Raw genomic sequence first — 15,043 nt, forward strand, 5'->3', positions numbered from 1 at the left:
CGGATTTTTGACTTAACTAGTGGCTGGTTCCAGATTTCAGTCGTCTTCAGGCATACAAGGCCTGCAAGCGTTTAGCTTGCCCCAGCATTTTGGGCATTGAGTTGACTAGGGAAGTTGCTATTGCATGTGGCGTGAAACCAAAATTCTGCTGATTGATGACGATAGCGTCCGCCGCCGCGACCTGGCGGTGATTTTGAATTTTCTCGGCGAAGAAAATTTACCCTGCGGTAGCCATGACTGGCAGCAGGCTGTCGGCTCTTTGTCGTCAAGTCGTGAAGTGATCTGTGTCCTCATCGGGACGGTCAATGCTCCTGGTGCACTTCTGGGCTTGCTTAAGACACTCTCGACATGGGATGAGTTCCTTCCGGTTTTGTTAATGGGCGATAATTCTTCCATTGACCTGCCGGAAGACCAGCGTCGGCGAGTGCTTTCGACCCTCGAAATGCCGCCCAGCTACAGCAAATTGCTCGATTCGCTGCACCGTGCCCAGGTCTATCGCGAGATGTACGACCAGGCCCGCGAGCGCGGTCGTCATCGCGAGCCCAATCTTTTCCGCAGCCTTGTCGGCACCAGCCGGGCGATTCAACACGTCCGCCAGATGATGCAGCAGGTCGCCGACACCGATGCCAGCGTGCTGATCCTCGGTGAGTCCGGCACCGGCAAGGAAGTGGTTGCGCGCAACCTGCATTACCATTCCAAGCGCCGCGAAGCGCCGTTCGTGCCGGTCAACTGCGGGGCGATTCCGGCCGAGTTGCTGGAAAGCGAATTGTTCGGCCATGAGAAGGGCGCCTTCACCGGGGCGATCACCAGCCGCGCCGGTCGATTCGAGCTGGCCAACGGCGGCACCCTGTTCCTCGATGAAATCGGCGACATGCCGCTGCCGATGCAGGTCAAGTTGCTGCGCGTGTTGCAGGAGCGCACCTTCGAGCGCGTGGGCAGCAACAAGACCCAGAGCGTCGACGTGCGCATCATTGCGGCGACCCACAAGAATCTCGAAAGCATGATCGAGATCGGCACCTTCCGCGAAGATTTGTACTACCGCCTGAATGTGTTCCCGATCGAGATGGCGCCGCTGCGTGAGCGCGTCGAAGACATTCCCCTGCTGATGAACGAGCTGATCTCGCGCATGGAGCACGAGAAGCGCGGTTCGATCCGTTTCAACTCGGCGGCCATCATGTCGCTGTGTCGTCATGGCTGGCCGGGCAACGTCCGCGAATTGGCCAACCTGGTGGAGCGCATGGCGATCATGCACCCATACGGCGTGATCGGCGTGGTCGAGTTGCCGAAGAAATTCCGCTACGTCGACGATGAAGACGAGCAAATGGTCGACAGCCTGCGCAGCGATCTGGAAGAGCGCGTGGCCATCAACGGCCATACCCAGGACTTTACCGCCAATGCCATGTTGCCTCCGGAAGGTCTGGACCTGAAGGACTACCTCGGTGGTCTGGAGCAGGGGCTGATCCAGCAGGCGCTGGATGATGCCAACGGCATTGTGGCGCGCGCGGCCGAGCGCCTGCGTATTCGTCGTACCACGCTGGTGGAAAAGATGCGCAAGTACGGCATGAGCCGTCGTGATGGAGACGAGCAGGCGGATGATTGACGCCTGTTTTTCAACTCGTTCATTTATAAGAAATTTTTTTTAGGCACGGGTATTGCTACGTCCCTCGCAACGTTCCGTTTCACTGACGGTCAGCCAAGCGAGAGAGCACGATGCCCCAAGCCGCCCAGATGTCTCCTGTCCTTGATGCTTCGGGGCAACCGTCGTCCGTAGAGCTGGCGAGCCAGCTTGGCCTTGAGCAGGCATTTGCGCTGTTCAACCAGATGTCCAGTCAGTTGACCGATTCCTACAGCATGCTTGAAGCCCGGGTAACCGAGCTCAAGGGTGAATTGGCAGTGGTCAGTGCCCAGCGCATGCAGGAGCTGGCGGAAAAAGAACGCCTGGCCAACCGCCTGCAAAACCTCCTTGATCTCTTACCCGGCGGCGTCATCGTCATTGACGCCCAGGGCATCGTGCGCGAAGCCAATCCGGCGGCGTGCGAGTTGCTGGGGTTGCCGCTGGAAGGTGAATTGTGGCGCCACGTCATTGCCCGCTGTTTTGCGCCGCGCGAAGACGATGGTCATGAAGTCTCCCTCAAGGATGGTCGGCGCCTGTCGATCGCCACGCGCTCGCTGGACGCCGAGCCTGGCCAGTTGGTGTTGCTCAACGACCTGACTGAAACCCGTCACCTGCAGGATCAACTGGCCCGTCATGAGCGGCTGTCGTCGTTGGGGCGCATGGTCGCTTCGTTGGCTCATCAGATACGCACGCCGTTGTCCGCCGCGTTGCTGTATGCCAGTCATTTGACCGAGCAAGAGCTGCCGGTCGCTACCCAGCAGCGCTTTGCCGGGCGCCTCAAGGAGCGCCTGCACGAGCTGGAGCACCAGGTGCGCGACATGCTGGTGTTCGCCCGGGGCGAGTTGCCGCTGACCGATCGCGTGACGCCCGCTCAGTTGATGCAATCGTTGCAAGCGGCAGCGCTGACCCACGTACAGGATCTGCCGATCCGCTGGCAGTGCGACAGTCATTCGGGGGAGTTGCTGTGCAATCGCGACACCCTGGTCGGTGCGATCCTCAATCTGATCGAGAACGCCATTCAGTCCAGTGCCGGTCCATTGCGCCTCAAGATTCACCTCTATACCCGCGGCAATTACCTGCACCTGTGCGTCAGCGACAGTGGCTCCGGTATCGATGCCGCCGTTCTGGCGCGATTGGGCGAACCCTTTTTTACCACCAAGGCCACTGGCACAGGTCTTGGCCTGACTGTGGTCAAGGCAGTGGCGCGTGCTCATCAGGGACAATTGCAGTTGCGCTCGCAACTCGGTCGCGGCACTTGCGCGCAGGTTATCCTGCCGTTGTTCAGCAGCGCTCAAGGAGCGGAGTGACACAGATGGGTATCAAGGTTCTGCTGGTCGAGGACGACCGCGCGTTGCGCGAGGCGCTGGCCGATACGCTATTGCTCGCGGGGCACGATTACAAGGCGGTGGGTTCGGCAGAGGAGGCGTTGCTTGCCGTCGGCGGCGAGGCCTTCAGCCTGGTGATCAGCGACGTCAACATGCCGGGTATGGACGGCCACCAGTTGCTGGGCCTGTTGCGAGCGCGGCAGCCGCAATTGCCGGTGTTGCTGATGACGGCTCACGGCGCGGTCGAGCGTGCGGTCGATGCGATGCGCCAAGGTGCGGTGGACTATCTGGTCAAACCTTTCGAGCCCAAGGCGTTGCTCGATCTGGTGGGGCGTCATGCCCTGGGTAGTCTCGGCCTGGCTGAGGGTGAAGGGCCGATAGCATTCGAGCCGGCGAGCGCGCAGTTGCTCGAATTGGCAGCGCGGGTCGCACGCAGCGATTCCACGGTGTTGATCTCGGGTGAGTCGGGCACGGGCAAGGAAGTGCTGGCGCGCTACATCCATCAGCATTCTCATCGCGCCAATCAGCCATTCATTGCGATCAACTGTGCGGCGATCCCGGACAACATGCTCGAAGCGACCTTGTTCGGGCACGAGAAGGGCTCCTTCACCGGTGCCATTGCCGCGCAAGCCGGCAAGTTCGAGCAGGCCGACGGCGGCACCATTCTGCTCGACGAAATTTCCGAAATGCCCCTGGGGCTCCAGGCCAAATTGCTGCGCGTACTGCAAGAACGTGAGGTCGAAAGGGTTGGGGCGCGCAAGCCGATCACGCTGGACATTCGCGTGGTTGCCACCACCAATCGCGACCTGGCGGGTGAAGTGGCAGCGGGGCGCTTCCGTGAAGATCTTTACTATCGCCTGTCGGTGTTTCCCCTGGCCTGGCGTCCGTTGCGCGAGCGTACCGCCGACATCCTGCCGCTGGCCGAGCGTCTGCTGGCCAGGCACGTCAATAAAATGAAGCATTCACCGGCCAGATTGTCCCCCGAGGCCCAGGCGTGTCTGATCGCTTATCCGTGGCCGGGTAACGTGCGTGAGCTGGACAACGCGATTCAGCGAGCGTTGATTCTGCAGCAGGGTGGCTTGATCCAGCCGCAGGATTTCTGCCTGGCCGGGCCGGTGGCTTGCGCTCCATTGCCTGCGTTGGCGCAGGCGCCGGTGCGTCCAGTGGAAGTCGAGGCCGAGTCGGCCGGTGCGCTGGGCGATGATCTGCGTCGCCGAGAATTCCAGATGATCATCGATACCCTGCGCGCCGAGCGCGGTCGTCGCAAAGAGGCGGCCGAGCGCCTGGGTATCAGCCCGCGGACCCTGCGCTACAAGCTGGCGCAAATGCGCGATGCCGGTATGGATGTGGAAGCCTATCTGTTCGCCACCTGATCCTGTTCCTGTAGGAGCGAGCTCTGCTCGCGATGGTCGTTAACGATAATGCGGGGCGTCAGGATAAACGCGGCGTTCTTCAGTTCATCGCGAGCAAGCTCGCTCCTACAGCGGCTAGCGGCGATGAGAAGGGCTTTTGTGAAACAAGGCCATGGAGCTGGCACCCTTGTTGCTAACACCTCATGACCCGCCGAGTGAGTGTCAAAAAATTGCGGGTCGTCAAAGAGAGAAACCATGAGCCAAGGTATTGAATTCAATCGGTTGATGCTGGATATGCGCGCCATGCAAATGGATGCCATGTCTGCGCCGAAATCGACTGCCGTTCCTGAAGTGTCGGGCAGCAGCTTTTCCGACATGCTCGGTCAGGCCGTCAATAAAGTGAACGACACCCAACAGGCTTCCACGCAGTTGGCCAGTGCGTTCGAAATCGGCAAAAGCGGCGTCGATCTTACAGACGTGATGATCTCATCGCAGAAAGCCAGCGTGTCCTTCCAGGCATTGACCCAGGTGCGCAACAAACTGGTTCAGGCCTACCAAGACATCATGCAGATGCCGGTTTAAAGGACGAGATTGAGTCATGGCAGAAGCAGTCGCCGATAACGTTCCGGCCAAGGCCACTCCAATAGACGGCAAACCGCCGCTGTTCGGGTTGTCCTTCCTGGAAAACCTCTCCGAGATGACCATGTTGCGTCAGGTGGGCCTGTTGGTCGGCCTGGCGGCGAGCGTGGCGATTGGTTTTGCCGTGGTGTTGTGGTCCCAGCAACCGGACTACCGGCCTCTGTACGGCAGTCTTGCCGGCATGGACGCCAAGCAGGTCATGGATACCCTGGCCTCCGCCGATATCCCGTACACCGTCGAACCCAATTCCGGTGCCTTGCTGGTCAAGGCCGATGACCTGTCCCGAGCGCGGCTCAAGCTCGCGGCCGCTGGTGTCACTCCCAGCGACGGTAACATCGGTTTTGAAATCCTCGACAAGGAGCAGGGGCTTGGCACCAGCCAGTTCATGGAAGCGACCCGCTACCGTCGCGGCCTCGAAGGCGAACTGGCCCGCACCATTTCCAGCCTGAACAACGTCAAGGGTGCCCGCGTACACCTGGCGATCCCGAAAAGTTCGGTGTTCGTGCGCGACGAGCGCAAGCCGAGCGCTTCGGTTCTGGTTGAACTCTATTCCGGTCGCTCCCTCGAGCCAGGCCAGGTCGTTGCCATCATCAATCTGGTAGCGACCAGCGTTCCCGAACTCAGCAAATCGCAGATCACCGTGGTCGACCAGAAGGGCAACCTGCTCTCCGATCAGGCGGAAAACTCCGAACTGACCATGGCTGGCAAGCAGTTCGACTACAGCCGTCGCATGGAAAGCATGCTCACTCAGCGCGTGCACAACATCCTGCAGCCGGTGCTGGGCAACGACCGTTACAAGGCCGAAGTCTCGGCCGACGTGGATTTCAGTGCGGTCGAATCGACTTCCGAGCAATTCAACCCGGATCAACCGGCGTTGCGCAGCGAGCAGTCGGTCAACGAACAACGTACCGCCAGCAATGGCCCGCAAGGCGTGCCGGGTGCCTTGAGCAACCAGCCTCCAGCGCCGGCCTCCGCGCCGCAAACCACCGGCGGCACTCCGGGTGCAGCCGGCATGGTGCAGCCGGGCCAACCGCTGGTTGATGCCAATGGCCAGCAAATCATGGACCCGGCCACCGGTCAGCCGATGCTCGCTCCGTACCCGGCGGACAAGCGTCAACAATCGACCAAGAACTTCGAACTCGACCGATCCATCAGCCACACCAAGCAGCAGCAGGGCCGGTTGAATCGCCTGTCGGTGTCGGTGGTGGTCGATGATCAGGTCAAGATCAATCCGGCCAGCGGCGAAACCACCCGTGCGCCATGGAGCGCCGATGAATTGGCGCGCTTCACTCGCCTGGTTCAGGATGCGGTCGGCTTCGATGCCAGCCGTGGTGATAGCGTCAGCGTGATCAACATGCCGTTCTCCGCCGAGCGCGGTGAAGCGATTGCCGAAATTCCGTTCTACTCCCAGCCGTGGTTCTGGGACATCGTCAAGCAAGTGCTGGGTGTGCTGTTCATTCTGGTGCTGGTATTCGGTGTGCTGCGTCCGGTGCTCAACAATATTACCGGTGGTGGCAAGGGCAAGCAGTTGGCCGGTATCGGCAGCGACGTCGAGTTGGGTGGCATGGGCGGTCTGGATGGCGAACTGGCCAACGACCGTGTCAGCCTCGGTGGCCCGACCAGCATCCTGTTGCCGAGCCCGAGCGAAGGCTATGACGCTCAGTTGAACGCAATCAAGAGTCTGGTGGCAGAAGACCCGGGTCGTGTGGCCCAGGTCGTGAAAGAGTGGATTAACGCAGATGAGTGATAACCGAGCCGTTGCCGCCAAACTGTCCAAGGTCGACAAAGCCGCAATCCTGTTGCTGTCCCTGGGGTCCACCGACGCTGCCCAGGTGCTGCGCCACATGGGCCCCAAAGAGGTTCAGCGCGTGGGTGTGGCCATGGCCCAGATGGGTAATGTGCACCGCGAGCAGGTCGAACAGGTGATGAGCGAGTTCGTCGATATCGTCGGCGACCAGACCAGCCTGGGCGTCGGCTCCGACGACTATGTGCGCAAGATGCTCACCCAGGCTCTTGGCGAAGACAAGGCCAACGGCCTGATCGACCGCATCCTGCTCGGTGGCAACACCAGCGGCCTCGACAGCCTGAAGTGGATGGAGCCGCGCGCCGTCGCCGACGTGATCCGTTATGAACACCCGCAGATCCAGGCGATCGTGGTGGCGTATCTCGATCCGGACCAGGCCGGTGAAGTGCTCGGCAACTTCGACCACAAGGTGCGGCTCGACATCATCCTGCGGGTCTCTTCGCTGAACACCGTACAGCCAGCGGCCCTGAAAGAGCTCAACCAGATTCTCGAGAAGCAGTTCTCCGGCAACTCGAATGCCTCGCGCACTACCCTGGGTGGCATCAAACGCGCGGCGGACATCATGAACTTCCTCGACAGCTCGATCGAAGGCCAGCTCATGGACTCGATCCGCGAAGTCGACGAAGACCTGTCCGGTCAGATCGAAGACCTCATGTTCGTGTTCAACAACCTGGCCGATGTCGACGACCGTGGGATTCAGGCGCTGCTGCGCGAGGTGTCCTCCGATGTGCTGGTGCTGGCCCTCAAAGGGTCGGACGAAGGCGTCAAGGAGAAGATCTTCAAGAACATGTCCAAGCGTGCCGCCGAACTGTTGCGCGACGACCTGGAAGCCAAGGGCCCGGTGCGCGTCAGCGACGTGGAAACCGCGCAGAAGGAAATCCTCACCATCGCCCGCCGTATGGCCGAAGCCGGGGAAATCGTTCTCGGCGGCAAGGGCGGCGAGGAAATGATCTAACACCATGGTCAAGAATGATGATGCACCCACTGACCTGATCCGGGCCAGGGATGTCAGTGGTTTCGATACCTGGGCACTGCCCAGTTTCGACCCGCCGGAACCCGAGCCGGAACCTGAGCCTGAACCCGAACCGCCGGAAATGGAGGAAGTGCCGCTGGAGGAAGTCCAGCCACTGACCCTCGAAGAGCTCGAAAGCATTCGCCAGGAAGCCTATAACGAAGGCTTCGCGGTGGGTGAGAAGGAAGGTTTCCACAGCACCACGCTCAAGGTCCGTCAGGAGGCCGAGGTGGCCCTGACCGCCAAGATTGCGGCGTTGGAGCAACTGATGACGCACCTGCTCGAGCCCATTGCCGAACAGGACACCGAGATTGAAAAGTCCCTGGTCGACCTCGTGCAGCACATCACCAGACAGGTGATTCAGCGCGAACTGGCCATCGACTCGACGCAGATCGAACACGTCATGCGCGAGGCGCTCAAGCTCTTGCCGCTGGGCGTGGGCAATGTGCGGCTGTACATCAATCCGCAGGATTTCGAACAGGTCAAAGCCCTGCGCGAACGTCATGAAGAAACCTGGCGCATCGTCGAGGACGAAGCGCTGTTGCCTGGCGGTTGCCGGGTCGAGACAGAACACAGCCGCATCGACGCCACGGTCGAAACCCGTGTCGCGCGGGTGATGGACAAGCTGTTCGATCAGCTGCACGAGCAGGCCTTGCACCCGGCCGCGCCGGACCTGAGCCTGGAACTGCCGATCGAAAGTAAGCCTGCGGTCGCACCGGCTCAGGATGTTCCCGATGCGCCTTGAACGCACCAGTTTCGCCAAGCGCCTGGGCAGCTATGCCGAGGCCACGGGACTGGAGGGCGCACCGATCCTCGAAGGCCGCCTGCTACGCATGGTCGGCCTGACCCTTGAAGCCGAAGGCCTGCGCGCCGCCATGGGCAGCCGCTGCATGGTCATCAACGACGACAGCTATCACCCGATGCAGGTCGAAGCCGAGGTGATGGGCTTCTCCGGCAGTAAAGTCTTCCTGATGCCAGTCGGCAGTGTCGCCGGCATCGCGCCCGGTGCCCGAGTGGTGCCCTTGGCCGATACCGGTCGCCTGCCCATGGGCATGAGCATGCTCGGGCGGGTGCTGGATGGCGCCGGTCGTGCGCTGGACGGCAAGGGCGGGATGAAGGCCGAAGACTGGGTGCCAATGGACGGCCCGACCATCAACCCGCTCAAGCGCGAACCGATCAGCGAACCGCTGGACGTGGGCATCCGTTGCATCAATGGCATGTTGACGGTCGGCCGCGGCCAGCGGCTCGGCCTGTTCGCCGGTACCGGTGTCGGTAAATCCGTGCTGTTGGGGATGATGACGCGCTTTACCGAGGCCGACATTATCGTCGTCGGGCTGATCGGTGAGCGGGGGCGTGAAGTTAAAGAATTCATCGAGCACATCCTCGGTGAAGAAGGGCTCAAGCGTTCGGTAGTGGTGGCGTCCCCGGCGGACGATGCGCCGCTGATGCGACTGCGCGCCGCCATGTACTGCACGCGCATCGCCGAATATTTCCGCGACAAGGGCAAGAACGTCCTGTTACTCATGGATTCGCTGACCCGTTTCGCCCAGGCCCAGCGGGAAATCGCCTTGGCCATCGGCGAGCCGCCGGCGACCAAAGGTTATCCGCCGTCGGTATTCGCCAAGCTGCCGAAACTGGTGGAGCGGGCCGGTAATGCCGAGAAGGGTGGTGGTTCGATCACCGCGTTCTACACCGTGCTGTCCGAAGGCGATGACCAGCAGGACCCGATTGCCGACTCGGCGCGGGGCGTGCTCGACGGGCACATCGTGCTGTCCCGGCGACTGGCCGAGGAAGGTCATTACCCGGCCATTGATATCGAGGCATCCATCAGCCGGGTGATGCCGGCGGTGGTGTCGCCGGAGCACATGATGCGAGCGCAGTATTTCAAGCAATTGTGGTCGCGCTATCAGCAGAGTCGCGACCTGATCAGCGTCGGCGCCTACGTCGCTGGCGGCGACCGCGAGACCGACCTGGCGATTTCCTTGCAGCCGCAGCTGGTCAAATACCTGCGCCAGGGGCTCAACGACAGCATCAGCCTGGGCGAAAGCGAAGCTTACCTCGCGTCGATCTTCGCGCCCGCGGCGGGCGGCTAACCGGCCATGGCCCAGACTCGGGCAGGGCGCCTGGCCCCCGTGGTGGAAATGGCCGAAAAGGCCGAGAAAACCGCAGTCCAGCGCCTGGGGCACTTTCAGGGGCAAGTGCGTTTGGCTGAAAGCAAACTCGCCGACCTTGAAGCCTTCCGCCTCGATTATCAGGAGCAATGGATCGTGCGCGGCAGCGGCGGCGTCTCGGGCCAATGGTTGCTGGGCTATCAGGGCTTTCTCGCGCAACTGGGCACGGCCATCGACCAGCAGCGGCAAAGCCTGGCCTGGCATCAGAACAACCTGAACAAGGCCCGGGACACCTGGCAGCAGGCGTTTGCCCGGGTCGAAGGCTTGCGCAAGCTGGTTCAGCGCTATGCCGATGAGGCGCGGGCGCTTGAAGACCGGCGCGAACAAAAACTGTTGGATGAATTGTCCCAACGCCTGCCACGGCAGGATCACCTGTAGGAGCGAACTCGCTCGCGATGAACCTGTGAGCGCACGGGGATGTCAGGTTTACAGCGATAACGATCCGACAGTCACCACAACCTACCGCCTTGCTCCAACCTCTACCAAATGCTAAACCTTGTGCAAGCGGGTTTACCAATGACAAGGAAGCCATGAAATGTCAGTCGTTACAGAACTCTCTCCGGATGGGCAAAAACTGACGATATCGGTCAAGGGACGATTCGATTTCGCCAAGCATCAGGAGTTTCGTCAGTCCTACGAAGATAAACAGCCATCGGCGGTTGTGGTCGACCTGAAAGACGCCACTTACCTCGACAGCTCGGCGCTGGGCATGCTGCTTTTGCTGCGTGATCACGCCGGTGGCGACGACTCCGATGTCCGCGTCGTCAACAGCAGTACCGACGTGCGCAAGATCCTCGCCATCTCCAACTTCGACAAGCTGTTCGACATCAGTTGATTGCCATGCAGCCACTGGAGCCGCTGACGATCCTGATTGCCGAGGATAGCGCCGCCGATCGCCTGCTGTTGTCGAGCATTCTGCGCCGCCAGGGGCACGAAGTGCTGACGGCGGCCAACGGTGCCGAAGCGGTCGAGGTGTTTCGCCAGCAATCACCGCACCTGGTGTTGATGGATGCGCTGATGCCGGTGATGGACGGCTTCGAGGCGGCCCGGCAGATCAAGGCTCTGGCTGGGGAAACCCTGGTGCCGATCATCTTCCTCACGTCGTTGTCCGAAAGCGAAGCCCTGGCCCGTTGCCTGGAAGTCGGCGGTGACGACTTTCTGGCCAAGCCCTACAACCAGGTGATCCTCGCAGCCAAGATCAAGGCGATGGATCGCTTGCGGCGCTTGCAGGACACCGTGCTGCAACAGCGTGACCAGATCGCCCGGCACCACGACTACCTGCTCAACGAGCAGCGTGTGGCCAAGGCCGTTTTCGACAAGGTGGCGCACTCCGGCTGCCTGAATGCCGCTCCGAATATCCGTTATCTGCAATCGCCCTATGCGCTGTTCAACGGCGACCTGTTGCTGGCCGCGTTCACCCCGGCCGGAGACATGCACGTGCTGCTGGGCGATTTCACCGGCCACGGTTTGCCAGCGGCAGTGGGTGCGATGCCCTTGGCCGAGGTCTTCTACGGCATGACCGCCAAGGGCTATGGCCTGGCGGAAATCCTGCGCGAGATGAATGCCAAGCTCAAGCGCATCCTGCCGGTGGACATGTTCTGCTGTGCCACGTTGCTGTGCCTGAGTTTTCAGCGTCGTTCGGTGGAAGTCTGGAATGGCGGCATGCCGGACGGTTACCTGCATCGCGTTGCCAGTGGCGAGCGAACGCCTCTGCCTGCGCGGAACCTGCCTTTGGGTGTGCTGAGCCCGGAATCCTTCGATGAGCGTACCGACGTGTATCCCATGGCCCTCGGGGATCGGGTGTTTCTGCTGTCCGATGGGGTGATCGATACCTGCGACGCCAATGATCAACTGTTTGGCGCGCAGCGATTGCAGCAAGTGTTTGCCGCCAATCGGCATCCGAATGCGCTGTTCGAAGAGATCGAGCAGGCGCTGCGTCATTTCGGCGGTGAAGCGCGTGACGATGTCAGCATGGTCGAAGTCAGCCTGCTGGAGTCGACGCAAATCACTCCGCCGGCGTTGGTCTACTCCGACAGCGGCCAGTCCTGCCCGCTGGACTGGTCGGTAAGTTTCGAGTTTCGCGCCGCCACGCTCAAGCGCTTCAATCCGTTACCCTATCTGTTGCAGTTGTTGCTTGAGGTCCATGGTCTTCGGGCTCAGAGCGGTGCGCTCTACAGCGTGCTGGCGGAGCTCTACTCCAATGCGCTGGAGCATGGCGTGCTGGGGCTGGATTCGAGTCTCAAGCGCGATGCCTCGGGTTTTGCGCGATATTATCAAGAGCGCAATACCCGGCTGGACGAGCTGCTGGATGGTTATGTACGGTTGCATTTGCAGGTGACGCCAACGGACGATGGCGGTTGCCTGACCATTCACATCGAAGACAGCGGCAAGGGTTTCGATGTCGAGCGGGTGATCGCAAGACCTTTGGAAGACGTCCGCCTGTCGGGGCGAGGGGTCAGTCTGATCCGCCAGTTGGGGCGTAATGCCCGCTGGAGCGACAATGGTCGAAGTGCACGCGTGGAGTTTATCTGGGAGGCTCTGGCATAATCCGCGCATTCTTGATCAAGGAGTGAGCAAGTGGACGACACACATGTGGATCGCGACGTGCTGAGCGTATTGCAGGAAGTGATGGAAGGGGGCTATCCGGATCTGCTGGATATCTTTCTTGCGGACTCCGAAGAGCGCCTGAAAGTCTTGAGAACGGCTGACAGTGCTGCACTGCTGGTTGAAACCGCCCATAGCTTCAAGGGCAGCAGCAGCAATATGGGCGCCCTGAGGCTGACCGAGCTGTGCCATCAACTTGAGCTGCAGGCCAGAAGTTTGCCATGCACCGCCGTTCAGGAACTGGTCGGCGAAATCGATCGCGAGTTCGCCGGTATCCGGCCTCTGTACGAAGCTGAACGACAGCGTTGCCCGGCGAAAATCTGAGCACACGCTGCATTTGGTCCTCTTCGAGTGAAACTGGCTCGACCTTTGCAGTCAACTCATCCAACTGTACTTACGAGCCCCGTGCAGCGGAGACCGTTTCATGCCCGTTACCCCCGATATTCTGTTTCAGGCCTCCAGGCAGGCCAAGACTCAAGCTGGCTCCGCCAATCCTCCGGCGCAGACCTCTGAGCCCGGGGGCAAGGCCGCAAGCTTCGCTGATGTCTACGCCGATCAGGCGCAAAGCAAGCCCACTGCGTTGGCGGATGCGTCGCTCAAGCCGGGTCGCGACAAAACCAGCGATGTTGCCGGAACCAAAGACGCTGGTGACGACAAGTCTGCCGCCGAGGAACCGGTGGTTGCCGATGGCGGCAAATCCTTGCCTGCCGAGAGTTCGGTGCAGGCTGGCGACAAGGTCGCTGGCGATGATGCGTCAGATGCCGCCCCGGCTCCGGTCGTTGATGCCGCACTGCTGGATCCGGCGCTTGATCCTTCATTGCAATCCATCGTATCGGCACCGGTAGCCCCCGCCATGGTCGACACCGTGCAACCTGTCGTTGATGCGCCGGTTGCCGCTACGGCAACGGCTACGGCTGTACTCGCTCCAGCGCTGGCCACTGCCGAGGGCGATTTCGATCCCTCGACCGATCCGCTCGACGCATTGCCGGCGGTGCGCCTGGCGATGGAGCAGGGCGGTCACGTATCGGCTTCCAGCCAGGCACAACCCAAGACTGCACCGACACAGGCGCAAGCCCAGGCTGACGCAGAGCTGACGCCAGAGCAAAATTTTGCCGCCGGCATGGCGACCCTGTTGGATGTTAAGGGTGACAAGAGCGACACCAGCCCGGGTGAAGACAAGGCTTTCAGCGGCTTGATCGATGACGGCCTGAAGGATCTCAAGTCCGCCAGCAGCGACACCCGTGTCGATGATTTCGCCAACCGTCTGGCAGCGCTGACCCAGGCGGCCACATCGAAGACAGCCAATGCCTTGCCGGTGAACCAGCCGATCGCCATGCACCAGAGCGGGTGGACCGAAGAGGTGGTGAACCGGGTCATGTACCTGTCCAGCGCCAATCTCAAGGCGGCGGACATCCAGTTGCAGCCCGCTGAGCTCGGGCGTCTGGACATTCGGGTGAACATGGTTCCCGATCAACAGACCCAGGTCACGTTCATGAGTGCGCATCCGGGCGTCCGTGAGGCGCTGGATGGGCAGGTCCATCGCTTGCGCGACATGTTCGCGCAGCAGGGCATGGGGCAGGTCGATGTCAACGTTTCGGACCAGTCCCGTGGTTCGCAGCAGGGGCAGGAACAAGCCCGGCAAGGTCAGAGCGGGCGGACCAGTGCCAGCGGCGGTCGCCTCGATTCAATGGATGATGACATCACCCCAAGCGTCGCTGAAGCGGCGGTCAATACCACCAGCGTGATCGGCTCCAGCGCGGTCGATTACTACGCCTGACCAAACGAACACCTAACCCTGTGGGAGCGAGCTTGCTCGCGATAGCGGTGTAACAGTCGATGAAAATGTTGACTGTTAAAATGCCATCGCGAGCAAGCTCGCTCCCACAGTGGCTTCGTGGTGATCTTCCGATCGAAGCCGGTCCGCCCAGCTCTTCCCGATACTTCTGGCATAACACTTGCTCTTGCCTTGCCGTGCGACTGTGAAAACCCGAATAGTGACGGATTATTGGCATGGCGAAGAGCGACGCAGCAGTAAAAGACCCCGCAACCAAAGGCAAACTCAAGCTGATTATCGTGATCGTGCTGGCCCTGCTGCTGGCGATCGGTGTGTCCGTGGGGGCGACCTGGTACTTCATGCACAGCGCTCAGAGCAAGCCTGCCGCCGCAGTGGAACAAACCGCTCCTGTCGGCAAGCAGCCAGCGATTCTCGAGGCGATGGCGCCGGCTTTCGTGGCCAACTTCAACCAGAACGGTCGCCAGCGCTACATGCAAGTGAGCATCACCATGCTCGCGCGCAACCAGGCGGATCTGGAGGCGCTCAAGGTACACATGCCGGTGATCCGCAATAACCTGGTGATGCTGTTCTCCGGGCAGGACTTCGCGACCCTCGCCTCGCCGGTCGGCCAGGAAATGCTGCGGCAGAAAGCTACCGCCAGTGTCCAGGAAGTGGCGCAGAAAGAGCTCGGTAAAGTGGTGATCGAACAGTTGCTTTTCACTAATTTCGTACTGCAGTAGGAACACG

The 15,043-nt window shown here is 61.0% G+C and carries 14 protein-coding genes; all 14 read left to right on the forward strand.

Annotated features, from left to right (window positions below):
- Positions 1-124 precede the first annotated feature (124 nt).
- The 14 genes from AC1Q6Y_RS18555 (at position 125) to fliL (ending at position 15,036) form a co-directional block, all read left to right on the forward strand.
- The gene (locus AC1Q6Y_RS18555) at positions 125-1,600 is read left to right on the forward strand and encodes a sigma-54 dependent transcriptional regulator (protein WP_046037712.1); all 1,476 of its coding nucleotides are present in this window, start codon (positions 125-127) and stop codon (positions 1,598-1,600) included.
- A gap of 128 nt (positions 1,601-1,728) precedes the next feature.
- Positions 1,729-2,922 (forward strand): sensor histidine kinase, encoded by a 1,194-nt coding sequence (locus AC1Q6Y_RS18560; RefSeq protein ID WP_492624976.1) that lies wholly within the window; start codon positions 1,729-1,731, stop codon positions 2,920-2,922.
- A gap of 5 nt (positions 2,923-2,927) precedes the next feature.
- A complete protein-coding gene (locus AC1Q6Y_RS18565) occupies positions 2,928-4,313 on the forward strand; it encodes a sigma-54-dependent transcriptional regulator (RefSeq protein ID WP_429521408.1) in 1,386 nt (461 codons plus the stop codon).
- A 234-nt stretch (positions 4,314-4,547) separates the two neighbouring features.
- The gene (gene fliE / locus AC1Q6Y_RS18570) at positions 4,548-4,874 is read left to right on the forward strand and encodes a flagellar hook-basal body complex protein FliE (RefSeq protein WP_057715889.1); all 327 of its coding nucleotides are present in this window, start codon (positions 4,548-4,550) and stop codon (positions 4,872-4,874) included.
- Between the two features lie 16 nt (positions 4,875-4,890).
- Positions 4,891-6,678, forward strand: coding sequence for a flagellar basal-body MS-ring/collar protein FliF (gene fliF, locus AC1Q6Y_RS18575; RefSeq protein WP_057715888.1), 1,788 nt, complete (start codon positions 4,891-4,893; stop codon positions 6,676-6,678).
- Positions 6,671-7,690, forward strand: coding sequence for a flagellar motor switch protein FliG (gene fliG, locus AC1Q6Y_RS18580; protein ID WP_007983391.1), 1,020 nt, complete (start codon positions 6,671-6,673; stop codon positions 7,688-7,690). Before fliF ends, fliG begins: the two co-directional genes overlap by 8 nt.
- A 4-nt stretch (positions 7,691-7,694) precedes the next feature.
- A complete protein-coding gene (gene fliH / locus AC1Q6Y_RS18585) occupies positions 7,695-8,492 on the forward strand; it encodes a flagellar assembly protein FliH (protein ID WP_492624948.1) in 798 nt (265 codons plus the stop codon).
- Complete coding sequence (gene fliI, locus AC1Q6Y_RS18590; RefSeq protein WP_057715886.1) at positions 8,482-9,840, forward strand: flagellar protein export ATPase FliI; 1,359 nt, start codon at positions 8,482-8,484, stop codon at positions 9,838-9,840. The genes fliH and fliI overlap by 11 nt, the downstream gene beginning before the upstream one ends.
- 6 nt (positions 9,841-9,846) lie before the next feature.
- A complete protein-coding gene (gene fliJ / locus AC1Q6Y_RS18595) occupies positions 9,847-10,296 on the forward strand; it encodes a flagellar export protein FliJ (RefSeq protein ID WP_057715885.1) in 450 nt (149 codons plus the stop codon).
- Between the two features lie 157 nt (positions 10,297-10,453).
- Positions 10,454-10,753: an STAS domain-containing protein gene (locus AC1Q6Y_RS18600; RefSeq protein ID WP_057715884.1), complete on the forward strand. Its 300-nt coding sequence runs from the start codon at positions 10,454-10,456 to the stop codon at positions 10,751-10,753.
- Between the two features lie 5 nt (positions 10,754-10,758).
- Complete coding sequence (locus AC1Q6Y_RS18605) at positions 10,759-12,465, forward strand: ATP-binding SpoIIE family protein phosphatase (RefSeq protein ID WP_492624949.1); 1,707 nt, start codon at positions 10,759-10,761, stop codon at positions 12,463-12,465.
- A gap of 30 nt (positions 12,466-12,495) precedes the next feature.
- Complete coding sequence (locus AC1Q6Y_RS18610) at positions 12,496-12,846, forward strand: Hpt domain-containing protein (protein WP_090453835.1); 351 nt, start codon at positions 12,496-12,498, stop codon at positions 12,844-12,846.
- Positions 12,847-12,946: 100 nt separating this feature from the next.
- Positions 12,947-14,299, forward strand: a complete 1,353-nt coding sequence (locus tag AC1Q6Y_RS18615; RefSeq protein ID WP_492624950.1) for a flagellar hook-length control protein FliK — start codon at positions 12,947-12,949, stop codon at positions 14,297-14,299.
- Between the two features lie 233 nt (positions 14,300-14,532).
- A complete protein-coding gene (fliL, locus tag AC1Q6Y_RS18620; RefSeq protein WP_492624951.1) occupies positions 14,533-15,036 on the forward strand; it encodes a flagellar basal body-associated protein FliL in 504 nt (167 codons plus the stop codon).
- Positions 15,037-15,043: the final 7 nt, after the last annotated feature.

It is taken from the genome of Pseudomonas sp. GW823-FHT06E10 (genome assembly GCF_058794995.1).

Excerpts from the sequence above, each read along its gene's own strand:
- AC1Q6Y_RS18560 (WP_492624976.1), top strand. The coding sequence starts at position 1,729 with ATGTCTCCTGTCCTTGATGCTTCGGGGCAACCGTCGTCCGTAGAGCTG.
- AC1Q6Y_RS18565 (WP_429521408.1), top strand. The coding sequence starts at position 2,928 with ATGGGTATCAAGGTTCTGCTGGTCGAGGACGACCGCGCGTTGCGCGAG.
- fliJ (WP_057715885.1), top strand. The coding sequence starts at position 9,847 with ATGGCCCAGACTCGGGCAGGGCGCCTGGCCCCCGTGGTGGAAATGGCC.
- AC1Q6Y_RS18555 (WP_046037712.1), top strand. The coding sequence starts at position 125 with ATGTGGCGTGAAACCAAAATTCTGCTGATTGATGACGATAGCGTCCGC.
- fliE (WP_057715889.1), top strand. The coding sequence starts at position 4,548 with ATGAGCCAAGGTATTGAATTCAATCGGTTGATGCTGGATATGCGCGCC.
- AC1Q6Y_RS18615 (WP_492624950.1), top strand. The coding sequence starts at position 12,947 with ATGCCCGTTACCCCCGATATTCTGTTTCAGGCCTCCAGGCAGGCCAAG.
- fliL (WP_492624951.1), top strand. The coding sequence starts at position 14,533 with ATGGCGAAGAGCGACGCAGCAGTAAAAGACCCCGCAACCAAAGGCAAA.
- fliI (WP_057715886.1), top strand. The coding sequence starts at position 8,482 with ATGCGCCTTGAACGCACCAGTTTCGCCAAGCGCCTGGGCAGCTATGCC.
- AC1Q6Y_RS18605 (WP_492624949.1), top strand. The coding sequence starts at position 10,759 with ATGCAGCCACTGGAGCCGCTGACGATCCTGATTGCCGAGGATAGCGCC.
- fliG (WP_007983391.1), top strand. The coding sequence starts at position 6,671 with ATGAGTGATAACCGAGCCGTTGCCGCCAAACTGTCCAAGGTCGACAAA.
- fliF (WP_057715888.1), top strand. The coding sequence starts at position 4,891 with ATGGCAGAAGCAGTCGCCGATAACGTTCCGGCCAAGGCCACTCCAATA.
- fliH (WP_492624948.1), top strand. The coding sequence starts at position 7,695 with ATGGTCAAGAATGATGATGCACCCACTGACCTGATCCGGGCCAGGGAT.
- AC1Q6Y_RS18600 (WP_057715884.1), top strand. The coding sequence starts at position 10,454 with ATGTCAGTCGTTACAGAACTCTCTCCGGATGGGCAAAAACTGACGATA.